Annotated in this window: 14 protein-coding genes; 12 read left to right on the top strand and 2 right to left on the bottom strand. The window is 63.6% G+C overall.

Annotated features, from left to right (window positions below; all coding sequences use genetic code 11):
* Positions 1 to 5 precede the first annotated feature (5 nt).
* On the bottom strand, positions 6 to 1,331 hold the full coding sequence (locus SB751_RS08340) for a hypothetical protein (protein ID WP_211943010.1): 1,326 nt from the start codon (positions 1,329 to 1,331) through the stop codon (positions 6 to 8).
* Positions 1,332 to 1,581: 250 nt separating this feature from the next.
* Between SB751_RS08340 and SB751_RS08335 the strand changes: the two genes are divergently transcribed.
* The 8 genes from SB751_RS08335 (at position 1,582) to SB751_RS08300 (ending at position 10,627) form a co-directional block, all read left to right on the top strand.
* Positions 1,582 to 2,289: a LuxR C-terminal-related transcriptional regulator gene (locus tag SB751_RS08335; protein WP_244844626.1), complete on the top strand. Its 708-nt coding sequence runs from the start codon at positions 1,582 to 1,584 to the stop codon at positions 2,287 to 2,289.
* A gap of 73 nt (positions 2,290 to 2,362) precedes the next feature.
* Positions 2,363 to 4,258: an ATP-binding protein gene (locus SB751_RS08330; protein ID WP_211942982.1), complete on the top strand. Its 1,896-nt coding sequence runs from the start codon at positions 2,363 to 2,365 to the stop codon at positions 4,256 to 4,258.
* 108 nt (positions 4,259 to 4,366) lie between these two features.
* On the top strand, positions 4,367 to 4,759 hold the full coding sequence (locus SB751_RS08325) for a cupin domain-containing protein (RefSeq protein ID WP_144198711.1): 393 nt from the start codon (positions 4,367 to 4,369) through the stop codon (positions 4,757 to 4,759).
* Positions 4,760 to 4,805: 46 nt separating this feature from the next.
* Positions 4,806 to 5,705 carry an N-acyl homoserine lactonase family protein gene (locus SB751_RS08320; protein ID WP_211942983.1) on the top strand — a complete coding sequence of 300 codons (900 nt, stop codon included), beginning with the start codon at positions 4,806 to 4,808 and terminating at the stop codon, positions 5,703 to 5,705.
* A gap of 375 nt (positions 5,706 to 6,080) precedes the next feature.
* Positions 6,081 to 7,271 (top strand): mandelate racemase/muconate lactonizing enzyme family protein, encoded by a 1,191-nt coding sequence (locus tag SB751_RS08315; RefSeq protein WP_144198716.1) that lies wholly within the window; start codon positions 6,081 to 6,083, stop codon positions 7,269 to 7,271.
* Between the two features lie 195 nt (positions 7,272 to 7,466).
* Entirely contained in the window at positions 7,467 to 8,798 is a 1,332-nt protein-coding gene (locus SB751_RS08310) for an MFS transporter (protein ID WP_144198718.1), read from the top strand.
* A gap of 49 nt (positions 8,799 to 8,847) precedes the next feature.
* Positions 8,848 to 9,789 (top strand): 2-dehydropantoate 2-reductase, encoded by a 942-nt coding sequence (locus SB751_RS08305; protein WP_250025790.1) that lies wholly within the window; start codon positions 8,848 to 8,850, stop codon positions 9,787 to 9,789.
* Positions 9,790 to 9,946: 157 nt separating this feature from the next.
* Entirely contained in the window at positions 9,947 to 10,627 is a 681-nt protein-coding gene (locus SB751_RS08300; protein WP_211942985.1) for a GntR family transcriptional regulator, read from the top strand.
* Positions 10,628 to 10,641: 14 nt separating this feature from the next.
* On the opposite strand, the gene SB751_RS08295 is transcribed toward SB751_RS08300, so the two are convergent.
* Entirely contained in the window at positions 10,642 to 11,046 is a 405-nt protein-coding gene (locus SB751_RS08295) for a nuclear transport factor 2 family protein (protein ID WP_186296870.1), read from the bottom strand.
* A 275-nt stretch (positions 11,047 to 11,321) separates the two neighbouring features.
* Between SB751_RS08295 and SB751_RS08290 the strand changes: the two genes are divergently transcribed.
* The 4 genes from SB751_RS08290 to SB751_RS08275 all read left to right on the top strand — a co-directional run bounded on the left by SB751_RS08290 (position 11,322) and on the right by SB751_RS08275 (position 15,748).
* Complete coding sequence (locus SB751_RS08290; protein ID WP_144198726.1) at positions 11,322 to 11,507, top strand: hypothetical protein; 186 nt, start codon at positions 11,322 to 11,324, stop codon at positions 11,505 to 11,507.
* Entirely contained in the window at positions 11,491 to 12,465 is a 975-nt protein-coding gene (locus SB751_RS08285) for an LLM class oxidoreductase (RefSeq protein WP_313818491.1), read from the top strand. Before SB751_RS08290 ends, SB751_RS08285 begins: the two co-directional genes overlap by 17 nt.
* Positions 12,466 to 12,540: 75 nt before the next feature.
* Positions 12,541 to 13,452, top strand: a complete 912-nt coding sequence (locus tag SB751_RS08280) for a LysR family transcriptional regulator (RefSeq protein WP_144198730.1) — start codon at positions 12,541 to 12,543, stop codon at positions 13,450 to 13,452.
* Between the two features lie 178 nt (positions 13,453 to 13,630).
* Positions 13,631 to 15,748 (top strand): LamG-like jellyroll fold domain-containing protein, encoded by a 2,118-nt coding sequence (locus SB751_RS08275; protein WP_144198732.1) that lies wholly within the window; start codon positions 13,631 to 13,633, stop codon positions 15,746 to 15,748.
* Positions 15,749 to 15,813: the final 65 nt, after the last annotated feature.

The following is a 15,813-nucleotide window of genomic DNA, read 5'->3' as shown; positions in this document are numbered from 1 at the left end:
GGCGGCTAACGCTTCCGGCAGGTACCTTGCACAAGGAAGGTCCAGTTCACTGGATCGGTCGGCTGGCTGGTCACCTCGGCGTAGTAGGCCATGCTGTTCTCGTCGAGCGGCATGAACACCTGCGTGCGCAGGCCGGTGACGGTGCTGGGCGGGACCGCCGGCACGATCCAGTCGGCGTACATGGTGCCCGGGATGGCGGCCGGGGATGAGAAGCCCAGCAGGTTATTGGCCTGATTCAGCGTCAGTGAGGCAACCTGCCCGGTCCCGGCACTGGTGACCTGCCCCGTGTCTGAGATGGTCAGCGTCTCTTCCTGCATCGAGCCATCGAGCGCGGCCCGGATGCCGAGGCCCGTGACATCGGCATACGACACGCCCGGCTGCCGGCAGACCCACTGCCCTGCTGCCTGGCTCGCCGTCAGCGTCTGGGCGGGCCGGAAGACGCCCGTTCCGGTGATGCGGTTGCCGCCAGTATCGAGCTGAAGGTGGTCGAGGTACAGCGATGTCACACCGTTCACCCTCAGCGGGAACACCTGTCCCCAGAGCTTGCCGCCCAACGTCAGCGTGTAGGCGCCCGGGTAGCGCGTCTGGTCCGCCAGCGCCAGGGTGCCGGCATAGCCCATGCTGCAGGTGTCGCTGTACGGACCAGCCTGGCACATCCGCACCGTGCCATCGGCGCCCACGCGCATCTGCCCGCCCATGCCGTACTGCACCTGGAGATTCCCCGAACTCGTGTAGTAGGTGGATTGCCCGCGCAGGAACGTGTAGGTACCGGCCAGCTCGGCCGCCGTCACCGGCGTGCTGACACTGCTCGCCGTGACCTGCCCCGACAGCTTGCCATCGCCGAGTTGCTTCGGCAGGCCGGTGATCTCGCCCGTCAGCGTGGTGCCGGACACCGTGAACGACGCCGTCACCGCGCCCAGCAGCGCGGTCACGAATGCCGGCGGTGATTCGGCGCTGTCGGCCTCGAGTGTGCTGACGGTGTAGATGTTGCCGTTCTTGACGTAGTGGCCGATCACCGCGCCGGACAGGCCGAACGCCGAATCGGAGAAGCGGATCCGCACCTGACCAGCGGCCGGGGCATCCAGCGTCACGGCAAGCGTGTCGCCAAAGCTGATCACGCCCAGGTACGTCACGGCCTGGGGCGTCGCTGGTGTCTCCGGCGTGCCCGGCGTGGATGGCGTGTCCGGCGTCACCGCACCGCCGCTACCGCCCCCGCCGCCCCCGCTGCCCGTACCGTTCCCCCCGTCATTTCCCCCATCCCCGCCGCACGCCCCCAGTGCGACGCTGACCGCCAGGGCCGCCCATGCCTTCACCAAGGTTTCCCGTTTCATCTGCGACCCCTTCCCCGTTCGATAGTCTGCTGGCTCGCCGAGCCTGTTGTTTTGGTGCATGCCCACGTGCGCCGTCTTTGCATCCGGTCCCACGCGTGCAACAATCCGGCTGGATCATAGCCTTGGGTTTTCGGGCTGTATGTCCCCAGATCGTGCGACATGCCGTCATGCCCTACGATCGTGGGGCGTAGCGGCAGCACGGGCCGTTGCATATCGTGCCTCGACCCGCTCGTTTCGCATCCAACCTCCCGTGCCACCTGACCACGCCCCGCCGCTTGACTCGCCCATCCGCGTCGCCCTGATTGAGGACGATACCCGTTTCAGCACGGCATTCCTCGAGGCACTGTCCGGCGCCCCCGACATGCTCACCGCTGGCGCCGTCACGACGTTGCGCGACGGACTGGCGCTGCTGCAATCCGCCCCCGCCGCCGACATCCTCGTCGTCGACCTGGGGCTGCCCGATGGGTCCGGCATCGATGCCATCCGCGCGGCACGCGTGGCGTGGCCGCGCTGCGATGTGATGGTGGCCACGGTCTTCGGCGACGAAAGCCACGTCATGCAGTCGATTGCCGCGGGCGCCACCGGCTACCTGCTCAAGGACAGCACGGCGGCACATATCGTGCGCGAGTTGCGGTCGCTGCATCAGGGCGGCAGCCCGATCAGCCCGCTGATCGCCCGCCAGGTGCTGTCCCGCCTGCAGGCGCCGCCAGCCGGCGCGCTGGCGCAAGCCCCCCAGGCACCAGCAGGCCCGAAGCCTTCCGCGCTATCCCCGCGCGAAGTCGAAGTCCTGAACGACATCACGCGTGGCTTCTCCCACGACGAGATCGCCCAACGGATTGGTGTATCGCGACATACGCTGCTGACCTATGTGCGACGCATCTACGTCAAGCTGGACGTCCACTCGAAGGTCGAGGCCATCAACGTGGCCCGGCAACACGGGCTGCTGCGCGATGGCTGACGGCGCTGGCGCGCCAGCATGGCAACCGTGGCGCCAACGGTGGCGCCGACGGTGGCTCCCCCTCGTCCTGGCCATGCTGCTTGCCGGTTCGCTGCACGGCGCTCTGGCGCAGGCCCTCCCCTGGCACATCACCTCGGCGCAGCTACGGATCACGCCCGGCGGCACGCTCGACCGGCTTCCGCCGCAGCTTGCGCTGCCCGCCACTGGCGAAGGATGGCAGGACACGCCATTGCCGATGGTGGTGCCGCGCCACGTGACTCCCGATGAGGTGGGGTCAGGCCACATCGAGACAGTCTGGGTGAAACTGGCGCTTCCGGCGGCCAGCGCCGCGGCCGCGACCAGTGAGCCCCTCTACCTCTATGCGCCGCGCTGGCAGACCGTGGGACGTCTCACCGTGTATGCAGACGGCGAGCAGCTCTGGCAGTCTCGCGGCGGGCCGGTGTGGAACGGCTACAACTACCCCTTGTGGATCGCGCTCGGGCACGCGCCGCGCGACATCGTCATCCGTATCGATGTGATGGGCCAGGTTGGCGCCGCGCTGTCGTCCGTGCGGATCGGCACGCGCGAGGACCTGTTCTGGCGCTTCGCTGTACGCAGTTTCCTCCAGACGCAGTTTCCCTACCTGTCCAGCGGCGGCCTGCTTGCGGTGGGCATCTTCTCCCTGCTGGTCTGGCTCCGGCGTCGGGACGAAACGCGTTACCTGCTGTGCTTCCTGGCTGCGGGTGCATATTTCCTGCACACGCTCCAGTATCTGGTCGGCCAGGACCCCTTGCCGATTCCGGAGGCCTGGTTCAGCTGGCTGGCGTTCAACAGCATCGCCTGGCTGATCCTGGCCTGCTACCTGTTCATCTTCCGCTATCTGGGCCTGCGCTACCGGCGCCTGGAGACAGCGCTGTACGGCTCGGTCGTGTTCCTGGCCACCAGCACGCTGCCGTTGTCGTGGCTCACGCATGTGGTGTTCCTCTACCCGCTGTCCCAGTTGCTGCTGGTGGGGTTGAATCTCGTGGTGTCGATTGCGGCGTTGCGGGCCGCCTGGCGGGCCGGATCGCGCGAGGCGATGACATTTTCGGCCTGGAATGCGATGAGCACGCCGATCGCCCTGCATGACCTGCTGCTGCAGAACTACCGCATCGATATCGAGAGCATCTATCTGCTGTCCTACCTGGGATGCGTGCAGCTGCTGCTGTTCATGATCCTGATGTATCGCCGCTATATCAGCGCGCTGGATGAGGTTGCGCAGGCCAACGCCAATCTGTCGCTGCGTCTGGCGCAGCGGGAAGCGGAACTGCTGGAAAGCCATCGGCAACTGCGCGACGTGGAGCGCCGCGAGACCCTGACGCGCGAGCGGCAGCGGCTGCTGCAGGACATGCATGACGGCCTCGGGTCATCCTTGATCAGCGCCTTGCGCATGGTCGAGAAGGACGCCTCCGGCACGGCGCGCGCCGACGATATCGCCCAGGTGCTGCGGGAATGCATCGACGATCTCAAGCTGACGATTGACTCGCTGGAGCCGGTATCGACGGATCTGTTGCTCCTGCTGGCCACCTTGCGTTACCGGCTGGGGTCGCGACTCGAAGCCGCCGGCATCTCGCTCGCGTGGGAGGTCGACGATATCCCGCCGCTGCAATGGCTCGGCGCCCAGAGCGCGCTCCACATCCTGCGTATCCTGCAGGAGGTCTTCACTAACGTGCTCAAACACAGCCGCGCGACCGCGATCCGCGTGCAGACCTGCCGCGATGACGACACGGTGCTGGTGCGTGTACACGACAACGGCACGCCCTTCTCTCCTGCCGGGACGCCCCCGGCACATGGCGGCAGAGGGCTCGCCAACATGCAACGCCGCGCGTCGGCCCTCGATGCGGCGGTGTCCTGGCAACCGGACGCGAGCGGCACGTGGTTCACGTTGCGCCTGCCTGTCGCGCCCGTGACCGCATCGCTTGATGCGCCAGGCAACGGACTTGTTCCGTGATGTATCAATTCATGTTCATCGCCGTGCCTTTATCCCGCTAAAACGCCCCCCTAAAGTCTTTTCCCAGGCAACGACCTGATAACAATGATTTCATTGAGGAGAAGACAAATGTCACCCGTGACACGACCGCTGGCTGCATTTTCCACTGCCATGTTGTTGTGCGCGCTGAGCGGTACCAGCTCATTTGCTCAGACGCGTACACCACTGCAGACGATCGACTTCCCTCAGGGCTACCAGACGGTGAGTGTGATTGCGGAACTCGAGCCGGGTGCCTGCACGGGCCGGCATGCGCATCCAGGAGTCGAGAGCGCCTATGTGGAGGAAGGCGAGGCGGTTGTGAAGTTCGATGAGAAGCCGGACCTGTATCTCAAAGCCGGACGTCCGCTGCAATTCGCGCAAGGCGAAATGCATAACGTGTGCAATACCGGCAGCGTGCGGTTCAAGGCGATTGCCCACTACATCGTTGAGAAAGGCAAGCCACTGGTCTTGCGCGGGCAGTGAAATTGCGCCGTGATGTGCGGCGTGCATTCTGAAGAAAGGATTGATCATGCTGAGACAAGCAAAACTGGCGGGGGCGTTTATCCTGGCTGCCTGTATCTTCGTACTGGAAGGGGTGCCAGCCGCCCACGCCACCACAAAGCTTCCTGACCCCGCCAAGGCGGGGGTCGCCGAGAAGCTGTTCAGGCTGGATTGCGGTCGCTCCCTTGCAAACGACGAGTCGGTGTGGACGCCGGGCGCGAACGCTGGGCGCAGTATCGAATTCTCATCCACCTGCTGGCTGGTAAAGCATGGAGACGAATGGCTGCTTTGGGATACCGGTGTTCCTGAAGAAGCATTCAACGACCCCAAGGGGTGGTCCACGCTCCCTAAATTGATCGTCTATCACCTCGACAAGACACTGACCGATCAATTCGCTGAAATCAACCTGAAGCCAGGCGACATCACGCGAGTCGCCATATCGCACACACATGGCGACCACATCGGTAACGTGCGGTTGTTCCCCAGCGCCAGGGTCATGATGCAGCGGGCGGAGTATCAGTGGATCTACTCGCCGAACGGGCCAAACGACAATGTCAATCAACTGATGGCACTGGCGCGCAAACTCCTGGGAACGCCGAAGAACCTTCAGCTCGTCGACGGTGATACCGATGTGTTTGGCGACGGGAGCGTCATGCTCGTTTCCACGCCAGGGCATACCCCCGGCAGCCAGTCACTGCTGGTCCATCTCAAGAACGCCGGCTTCATCATCCTTTCCGGCGATGTCGTTCACCTGGAAGGGAATTTCGAGAAGAACATCGTTCCATCCCTGAATACGAATAGCCCTGAATCCATCGCTTCCATGGAAAAAATCAGGCAGTTGATGGCAAAGTACAAGGCGAAGCTCTTCATCAATCACGACAAGAAGCAATCCAACAAGTTGAAGCTGCTCCCGGCTTACTACGACTAAGGGCGTGGCGGATTGATTATTGCCCCGGCGAATCGCGTACGTTCGCCGGGGCGTGACCTGACAGGCATCGAATATCCCCTGAATCGCCGCACGTTGTGCGGTCGTCATCCGTGAGTCATGCGGGGTGGACGGCATAGCCGCCCTCTCCGTCGGCCACGCCCTCCCTCCCCCGCCGTTCAGAGCCATCCCCGCACGCCGCACACGCCCCACGCCCCATCTGGAGCGCGGCGCCACGTAGTCCGCAGCCAAGTGCTTATTGCGCCTCATTACGCCTCATCACGCCGTATTTCGGGTTAACCATGCTTGCAGTCTGGCGCCTTGCACCTTAGATTAATTGTTAACAATTAACTGTCAACACTGAAGTGAGCAGACATCATGCGAATTGAGCACTTTGAAACCCTCTCCTGCGACGCCGGATGGCGGAACTACTACTTCCTGAAGGTGGTGACGTCAGATGGCACTGTGGGCTGGAGCGAGTACGACGAGTCGTTCGGGCCTCCCGGCTTGACCGGCGTGATCGAACAATTGGGCGCTCGCCTGGTCGGCAAGTCGGTGTATGACCACGAGGAGGCCTATGGCCGGCTGGCCGCGTCCTTGCGCCCCGCCCCGCATGGGCTCAGCGCCGAGGCAATCGGCGCCATCGAAAACGCCCTGCTCGATGCGAAAGCCAAGAGCCTCGGTGTGCCGGTCTACCAGCTGCTGGGCGGCAAACATCGAGACAGCATCCCGATCTATTGGTCGCATTGCGCCACCTGGCGCATCAGCCATCCCACGCTGTACCCGCCTGCCATCGTTGATCTGGACGGCGTCAAGAAGGCCGGCGAAGACGCCCGGGCATCCGGGATTTCCGCGCTCAAGACCAATCTGTTCGTCAATGAGAATGGCAAGCCGCGCCAGTGGATGGCCGGATTTGGTTCCCCGTACGCGCCGTCTCTCAATGTCGACAAGGCGATGCTGCGTAACCTGCGCGCGCACCTCGAGGCACTTCGCGACGGCGCTGGCCCCGACGTCGATATCCTGGTGGACCTGAACTTCAACGCGCGTACCGAGGGTTACCTTTCGCTGATCAAGGCCATCAGCGACTTCGACCTGTTCTGGGTGGAACTCGACATCTACAACCCTGAGGCCATGGCGTATATCCGCCAGCGCAGCCACGCCCCGATTGCCGCGTGCGAAACGCTGTTCGGCATCCGCCAGTTCCTGCCCTATTTCCAGGCGCAATCGATGGACGTTGCCATCATCGATGCGGTCTGGAACGGCGTATGGCAAGCCATGAAGATCGCCAACGTGGCGGACGCCTTTGACGTCAACATCGCGCCGCACAACTTCTACAGCCATCTGTCGACGATGATGAACGTTCATTTTGCCGCGGCGGTGCCCAACCTGCGCGTGATGGAGGTGGACGTGGATCGGCTGGCCTGGGACGACCACTTGTTCACCCGAAACCCCGAGATCGTGAATGGCGCCATTCAGGTTCCGGATGCCCCGGGCTGGGGCTGCGATCCGATCGAAGACGCCCTGCGCGCCCATCCCCCGAAAGTGCGCCGGAGCCATCTGGGTCTGTAGGCCATGTAGGACCAGCACCGCAGGCCCGGTACCGCGCGCCGCAGGCGCAACAGCATGGGCGCGCGCTTCCCGCCGCGCCTGCCTCACCCCTCGACGCAACTTCCGGGATGGAGCGGAGACCTGTTGTGGATCGACACTGCAGGCTCCTCCCGGAAGCCACCGAATAGACAAACTGAACGGATAGCGAGAGCAATCATGAAGACGGCCTCCCCCTCTGCGGTATTGCCAGGCACGGCACCCGCTCACACACACGACGATGTGCAGCGCGCCTATTCCAAGGTGACGTGGCGCATTATCCCGTTCCTCTTCATCTGCTATGTGTTCGCCTATCTGGATCGCGTGAACATCGGATTTGCCGCGCTCCAGATGAAGCAGGACCTCAGCTTTTCCGATGCCGTGTATGGGCTTGGCGCCGGCATATTCTTTATCGGGTATTTCCTGTTCGAGGTGCCGAGCAACCTCCTGCTCGAAAAAATTGGCGCTCGCAAGACACTGATGCGCATCATGATTGTCTGGGGCGTAATTTCAGGAAGCTTCGCGTTTGTCACCACGCCCACGCAGTTCTACGTGGCGCGCTTCCTTCTCGGCGCTTTCGAAGCCGGGTTCTTTCCGGGCATTGTGCTCTACCTGACCTACTGGTTCCCCCCCATGATGCGCGGGAAGATCATCACGGTCTTCATGTCGGCCATCGCCGTGTCGGGCGTCATCGGCGGGCCGCTGTCCGGCTGGATCATGGCGAATATGGGCAGCGCTTCAGGGCTCGCCGGCTGGCAATGGCTGTTCATCATCGAAGCCATTCCCTCCATCATCCTGGGTGCCTTTGTCTACTTCGTACTCGCCGACAAGCCGGCCGACGCCAAGTGGCTTTCCGCCAGGGAAAGAGCGGTCATCATCCACGCCGTGGGTACGACGGGCGGCCATGGCCACGACGCCACCTTCTGGAGAACCCTTCGGGATCCGCGGCTGTATGCACTGTCGGCCATCTACTTTGCGATTGCGGCCGGCCTCTACATCATCAGCTTCTGGCTCCCGGCGATGATCCGCAGCTACAACGTGACCGACCCCCTGCATATCGGCTTGCTGACCGTGATTCCGTACGGCATCACCACTGCCGGCATGGTTGTCATCGGCAAGCATTCGGACAGGACGCGCGAGCGCCGCTGGCACGTTGCATCGGGCATGATCGTGGCAGCGCTCGGCCTGGTGACCGTGACGTACGTGCATGACAGCCTCACCCTCGCACTGACTGTGCTGTCGATCACTACCCTGGGTATCCTGACTGCCATGCCACTGTTCTGGACGATCCCGACCTCATACCTTTCCAGCGCTGGCGCGGCGGGCGGCATTGCGGTCATCAACAGCATCGGACTGATTGGCGGCTTTGCCAGCCCGTCCGTCCTCGGGTGGGTGAAAACCACGACGGGCTCGCTGGACTACGGCTTGTACACCTTCGCCGCGATCCTGGTGCTCGGCTCCGTGCTGCTGCTCCTCGCCATGCCACAGCGTCTGCTCCGAGAAGACACCTGACCCGGGGAAGCATGGAAATGCTTCCCCGGCTGCGAACACGACATTCTTGATGGAGAACTTCATGCGAATTCTAGTACTGGGTGCCGGCGCAATTGGCGGCTACTACGGTGGCCGACTGGTCCAGCAAGGTGCCGACGTCACCTTCCTCGTGCGTGCGGCGCGGCGCGCCATTCTCGAACGCGATGGCCTGAACATCCGAAGCCAGTATGGCGATTTCCACGCCCCCGTGAAAACCGTCACGCAGGAGGAGCTTGGGGGGCACTGGGATATCGTGCTGCTAACCAGCAAGGCCTATGACCTGGATTCCGCGATCGAAGCCATCCGCCCTGCCGTAGGGCCCGATACGGCCGTCCTGCCACTTCTGAATGGCATGGCCCATATCGATAAGCTCAACGCCGCCTTCGGGGCCGAGCGTGTGCTCGGCGGCCTTGCAAAGATCATTGTCACGCTCGATAGCGAAGGAACGATCCAGCACCTGAACGACTGGTGCTATATCAAGTTCGGCGAACAGTCCGGCATCCTGAGCGAGCGGGTTCAGACGCTTCAACGCGCGTTTCCCGCCGAGGGCGTGGTCGCGAGCGCCGTTCCGGACATCATGCGCAATATGTGGGAGAAGCTTGTCCACCTGTCCACCGTGGCGACGGTCACGACGCTCCTGCGCGCAAGTGTTGGCGAAATTGCCCAGGTAGCGGGCGGCACGGACCTCTTCTATCAAGTGCTGTTGACCCACGCCGAAGTGGCCGCGCGAGAAGGATATCCGATGACCGAGGCCTTTCTTGCGGAGTACCGCCAGTTGTTTGCCAACAAGGCATCGGCCTACGTGCCATCGATCCTGCGCGACCTGGAAAGGAAGTCGTCGATCGAGGGCGAACATATCGTCGGGTACATGCTCGCCCGTGTCAGGGCACATGGGCTGGACGATACCGTGCATCGTCTGTGCTGGATGAACCTGAAGGCGTACGAGCTGCGGCGCGCCAACGGCAGGCTATGAGCGCCCTGATTGTTAACAAATCATTGCCTACAATTAACAAGGGCCCCTTCCCACGGCGGTATCATGTCGGGCATGGCTCCCTCGGGCACCGGAATCGGACCACAGCGCCCGGTTATGCCGATGGAGTCACAATTCCCGCCTGGCAAATCGAGCAAACATGAATACTCGCGTTGAAATTGACAAGCGCAGCCTGGACCGACAGGCTGCCGACTGGATTCGCGACGCCATCTTTTCCGGAGATCTGGCGCCGGGTTCCAGGCTCACGGAAATATCCCTCGCGACGCAGATCGGCCTTTCCCGCTCGACGGTTCGCGCGGGCATGCAACGTCTGGCCAACGAGGGCCTGCTCATCCAGCACGCCTACACCGGCTGGGAAGTTGTGTCGCTTTCCGCTGAGGACGCCTGGGAACTCTATACGCTGCGCAGCAACCTGGAAGGGATGGCCGCACGGCTGGCCGCCGCGCGCATCGATGAGGCAGGCCGCGCGCGCCTGCTCAACGCCTTGGCGGACCTGAAGTCCGCCATTGGGGACAAGGATCCCCGACGCATCGCCCAGGCCGATCTCGCCTTTCACAAGACCGTTGTGGCGCTGTCGGGCCATCGGCGGCTCATCGTCCAGTACGGACTGATCAGCGACCCGGTCCTGCTCTATATCCTCCTGACCACGAAATTGATGGAGTATTCGCAGGCGATCTATGACGAGCACGAGCAGATGGCGGCGGCAATCCTGAGCGGCGACGCCGCGCAGGCGGAGAAGCTTGTCTGCGACTCAGCGCAGATGCATGGCGAGCGCCTCGTGAAGACACTGCAGGCGCAAAGCGAGGTTCAGGCGGCCTAGCGCCGCACTGACGATCACTCGGCTCGCTCCTCGATGTGCGTGTAGAGCTTGTTGACGATGACCCAGTCACAGCCAATCCTCAACATCGAGAGGAAGTCATAGTAGTTGTTGCCCGACACCTTCACGCGGACTTTGGCCGACGCCATCTTGCCGAGAACCTCTACCGACAGGATGGACATGCCGTAGGGATCATTGCGCGACGCAGGGCTCTCGCGGCTGGCAACGCCCTGCAGATAGGCCTCAAGCGTCTTCTGCACAATCTCGCCGCGCACTTCGCCAAACAGCAACGCATCAGGATGAAAGGTCGACTGCAATGCGTCGACATCCCCGTCGTAGATGGCGTCCAGGTAAGTCTGCAAGAGTTGAAGGATGCGCTGGTGGGCGCAGTCCACGGTCGCCTGGGTAGGTGACACGGTCATGATTTTCTCCTTGGGCGGGCGCAACCGACAGCCCTGGACCGCACTGTAGGCGCGCGAACGCGGCAGATAAACAGCACCGGCGGAACGTGTCTTTCTACGCCATGTAACAAGCCAGTCGACACCCGGGGCCGATGCACTATCAATGCAGCGGAACAATTGATTTGCGGCTGACCCCGATGATCCGGCGCGGTCGATTGCCCAGAATTGTGAGCATCCACCCGTCGCGGACGCATTGCGGAATCTCGGGTGCCACTCACTCCTCTTGATTAGCCGCCATGACATTCCACGCACCTGAAGCTGCAAGCGCAGCGCAAGATCACTGGGCCGACGAGTTGCCGCAAGCCCTATGGCTCGACGCCGCCGAGCTCGACGAACTCCCCTATACCTTCATCTGGCGTTCGGCGCACGAAGGGAACACCCGCCGTGCCAGCACCGGAGGGCGCCATGCTGAATCCCTCTGACACCCTGCCCCAGACCAACCCCGGGTTCTCGCGCATGTTCGCACCTGGCCGCCTGACGCTCGGTGTGCTGTTCGCGATCGAGTCATACCCGGGCGATGCGCCCACGATGGTCGACCAGATCCGGCTGGCGAAGCGGGCCGAGCAAGCGGGATTCGCCGCGCTGGGCGTGCGGGACGTGCCGTTGCGCGACCCTTCCTTCGGTGACCTCGGCCAGATCTTTGATCCCTGGACGTGGCTCGGATACGTCGCCGGTCAGACGTCATCGATTGCGCTCTTTACCGCAGCCATCGTGCTGCCGCTACGGCACCCGCTGCACACGGCCAAAGCGGCAGCCAGCATAGACAGGCTGACGGGAGGCCGACTGGTCATGGGGATTGCCTCCGGCGACCGCGCTATAGAGTTTCCGGCGTTTGGCGTAGAACACGCCCAACGTGGCGCGTTGTTCCAGGAACAGGTTGCCTACCTTGAAAACGTGTGGGGCAACGCCTATCCACAAATCCACGGCACGTACGGCACGTTGCATGACGCGGACCTGGTCCCCAAGCCGGTTGCCCGACGCGTGCCGCTCATCGTAACCGGCCACAGCCAGCAATCGATCGATTGGATCGCGCGCAAGGCTGACGGCTGGATCACCTACCCGCGCCGCATGGATCTCCAGGTGGAAGTGATCCGCCAATGGCATGACGCCGTCGCGGCTACGTCGCCGGGCACGTTCAAGCCTTTTGCGCAGCCTTATCACATTGACCTGACGGCCGATCCCGACGTCTCTCCCACCCCGATCCACGGGGGCCATCGCCTGGGCCGCAGCTGGCTGATGCGGCACCTGGAGACGCTCGAACGCGCGGGCGCGAACCATGTCCTGTTCAACCTGAAATATGGCAATCGCGCCGCCGAAGCCGTACTCGAGGAACTCGCCACGCATGTGACGCCCCGCTTTCCTGCCTTGGGCACGGCTTGATACCACGGCCGCCGCCGCACAAGCGGCGCATCGAGCATACCTCGCAACGACAGTCATGACACGGTGTCAACGACCATGAAGCGTCAATTCGACGATCTGCAACTTGGCAGCATCGAACTCTTTTGCCTGGCCGCGGAGCTCAGCAGCTTCACGGCGGCAGCGGTGGCTGCCGGCGTCACACCCGCTGCGGTAAGCCGCAGCGTTTCACGCCTTGAAGAGCGCCTCAACATTCGTCTCTTCGTGCGCACGACGCGCCAGATCCGTCTGACCGATGAAGGCAGGGCGTACTTCGAGCAGAGCCGCACAGCGCTTGCGCTGCTGGTAGAGGCCGAGCGGCACATCGGCGGCCAGCATGCGACGCCCGCTGGACGCCTGCGCATCAGCCTGCCCACGCCCTACGCGCACTATCGGGTGCTGCCGGTGCTTCCCGCGTTCCGGGAGCGCTTTCCCGAAGTCGAGATCGACGTGCACATCAGCAACCGGAACGTCGACTTCGCCGACGACACCTATGATCTGTCGATTCGCGGGCGCGCACCCGACGATTCGGCACTCATTGCGCGCAAGCTCGAGGACGCGGAACTGGTGGTCGTCGCCACACCGGACTACCTGAGGCGGCGCGGCACGCCAAAGTCGCTTGACGATCTGCTTGGGCATGAGTGCATCCAGTTTGAACGCCCAAGCAGCGGGCGCCGCATTCCGTGGACTTTCCGCCAGAATGGCGAAGACGTGAACGTGATCACCACCGGCACATACGCCGCATCCGAAGACGTGCTGGGCGGTGCAACGCTCGCGCGCGCGGGCGCCGGCCTATTCCAGACCTATCGCTTCGTGGTCGAGGAAGACTTGCGCGATGGCACGCTGGTGGAGGTGCTGAAAGATCTCGGCGGCAGCTCTCGACCATTCATGCTGCTGTATCCGCACGCCCGACACATGTCGACCCGCGTGCGGGCCTTGATTGACTTTCTGATCGAGAAGTTCGCGCCCTAGGCAACGGCGCGCTCACGCCCTTGCCGGTAGCCGGTGTGGGCGCTGGCATTCTCCCCGGTACGCGGCGACGCACTGACAGCCCGCCCCCCCGCCTCCAAAACGTCACATTTCGATCAACACCCTGTCACGAGTGCTGCTCAGAATCACGGGCTTTTCGTGGGTCAACAGGGAAGTCGCAATGCAAAGCAAGACACCGGGCAAGCCAACCACAATCGATACCGTCAAGCTCGAGGGCATTCCAGACCGCCAGCGCCGCCTGCTGCTCAGGGCCGGCCTTGGCATGTCGCTCGGCACCTCGGCCCTGCTGGCCGCCTGCGGCGGCGGCGACGATGCCGCGCCCGGCACGCCGGCCACGACGCCCGGCACCACGCCGGGCGGTGGCACGCCGTCGGGCAAGGTCTCGAGCTTCGCGCTCGCCGTGCTGCCCGACACGCAGTTCTATTCGCGCTACGCCACCACCGACGAGAACCTGCAGTTCCAGCGCAAGTACGGGTCCACGCCGTTCCTGGCACAGACCAAGTGGATCACGCAGAACGCCGCCAGCCTGCGCATCCCGTTCACGATCCACCTCGGCGATGTGGTGGATCAACAGGGCAAGCCGCTGCAGTGGCAGATCGCCGACGAGGCCATGGAAGTCATGGAGGCGGCCCGCGCGCCGTACTCGATCCTGGCCGGCAATCACGACGTGATCTCGGACGTGGACTACGTCAACGCCGGCAGCCAGGCGTCAAACACCGACGCGCAGCGCAACCTGGCCAACGAGCCGTACCTGAAGACGTTCCCGACCACCCGTGCGCAGCGCCAGGCCACCTTCGGCGGCCGCGATCCGTCGGGCTTCCACGAGTACCACTTCTTCGAGGTGGACGGCAACCGCTTCATGGTGCTGTCGATGTCGTGGCGCGCCTCCGACGCCGCCATCACCTGGGCGCGCAACGTACTCAAGCGCTACCCGAAGGTGCCGGTCATCCTCTCGACCCACCAGCTGCTCAATATCGGCCCGGATGGCGTCAGCCCGCTGGAAGTGCCCTACGGCCTGATGCTGTGGGAGACGCTGATCAAGGACAACGACCAGATCTTCATGACGCTGAACGGTCACTACCATGGCGCGGCGCACCTCACGAAGACCAACGACTTCGGCAACCGCGTCGAGGAAATGGTGGTCGACTACCAGATGGCGTACATGGGCGGCAACGGCCTGATGCGCCTGTATGAGTTCGACCTGACCAACAACAAGATCAAGGTCATCTCGTTCTCACCGTGGGTGCCGCAGAAGCCCACCGAGACGCTGAACGAGTTCGACGTGGCGGTGCTGACCGACAAGAACCAGCAGTTCGAGATCGACTTCGATTTCCGCAAGCGCTTTGCGCGCTTCAACCCCGACTTCGCCACGCCGACGGCCGGCAACGACCCGATCAACGACCGCGCCAAGGCCGCCATCCTGGCCAACTACACCGAGCCGAGCGTGACCGACAAGAAGGCCGCCGCCGACACCAACGACTACCCGCAGGTGGCCTCCACGGTGGCGCACTGGCGCTTCTTCGGCGGTGCCGACGGCGCGGCGGTGCCGGTCGGCCAGGTGATCGACGACCTGACCGGTGCCAACCCCCTCTCGCGCGAGGCACTGGCCAACGGCGGCGCGGCGCAACTGGGCGACATGACGTGGTCGAATGACCACCACTACCTGTCAGCCGCCCCGGGCAGCGTGAAGTTCGCCAACTCGGTGAACAGTCCCCAGCGCATGAGCTACTTCGCCACGCAGACCACGGCGGCACTCAATGCGATGACGTTCGACAACGGCTACACCGTGGAGGCGTTCATCAAGGTGCCGGCGTCGTGGACGGCCGGCAACAATGCGTGGATGAACATCATGGAGCGCGAGGGCCAGCGCAGCGCGGTGACCGGCTTTGGCAGCGGCGACGGCGACGAAAGCCCGCTGATCTTCGCCATCTCCAGCCTGCGCGAAGTGCAGTGGGAAGTCACGCCGAGCACGGCCGGCACCAAGAACCCGGCCGCGAACTGGTCTGGCGAGATCATCGCCGAGAAATGGGTCCACGTCGCCGTGGTCAACGACCCGGCGAAGAACGAGACCGTGATGTACGTGGAGGGTGCCCCGGTGCTGCGCAACGCGTCGAACACGCGCGGCATTGCCGCCGTCAGTGCCACCAGCCGCTTCTTCGTGGGTGGTGGGGTCTACGGCAACGTCCCGTCCAACGGTTTTCTCGGCCAGATCGGCGAAGTACGCCTCTGCACGGAACCGCTGGCGTCAGACAAGTGGCTGACGGCGCGGCGCGCCTGAGCTGAGCTGCGCTGAACTACTTCGGCGCCAGGCGCAACAGGCCCATGCCGCCATGCGATGTTGCA

The sequence above is a fragment of the Cupriavidus sp. SIMBA_020 genome, assembly GCF_046535395.1.
In the GTDB taxonomy this organism is placed as follows: Bacteria; Pseudomonadota; Gammaproteobacteria; order Burkholderiales; family Burkholderiaceae; genus Cupriavidus; species Cupriavidus campinensis.
The sequence above is the reverse complement of the archived record's forward strand: the minus strand, read 5'-3'. Positions and strand labels throughout refer to the sequence as shown.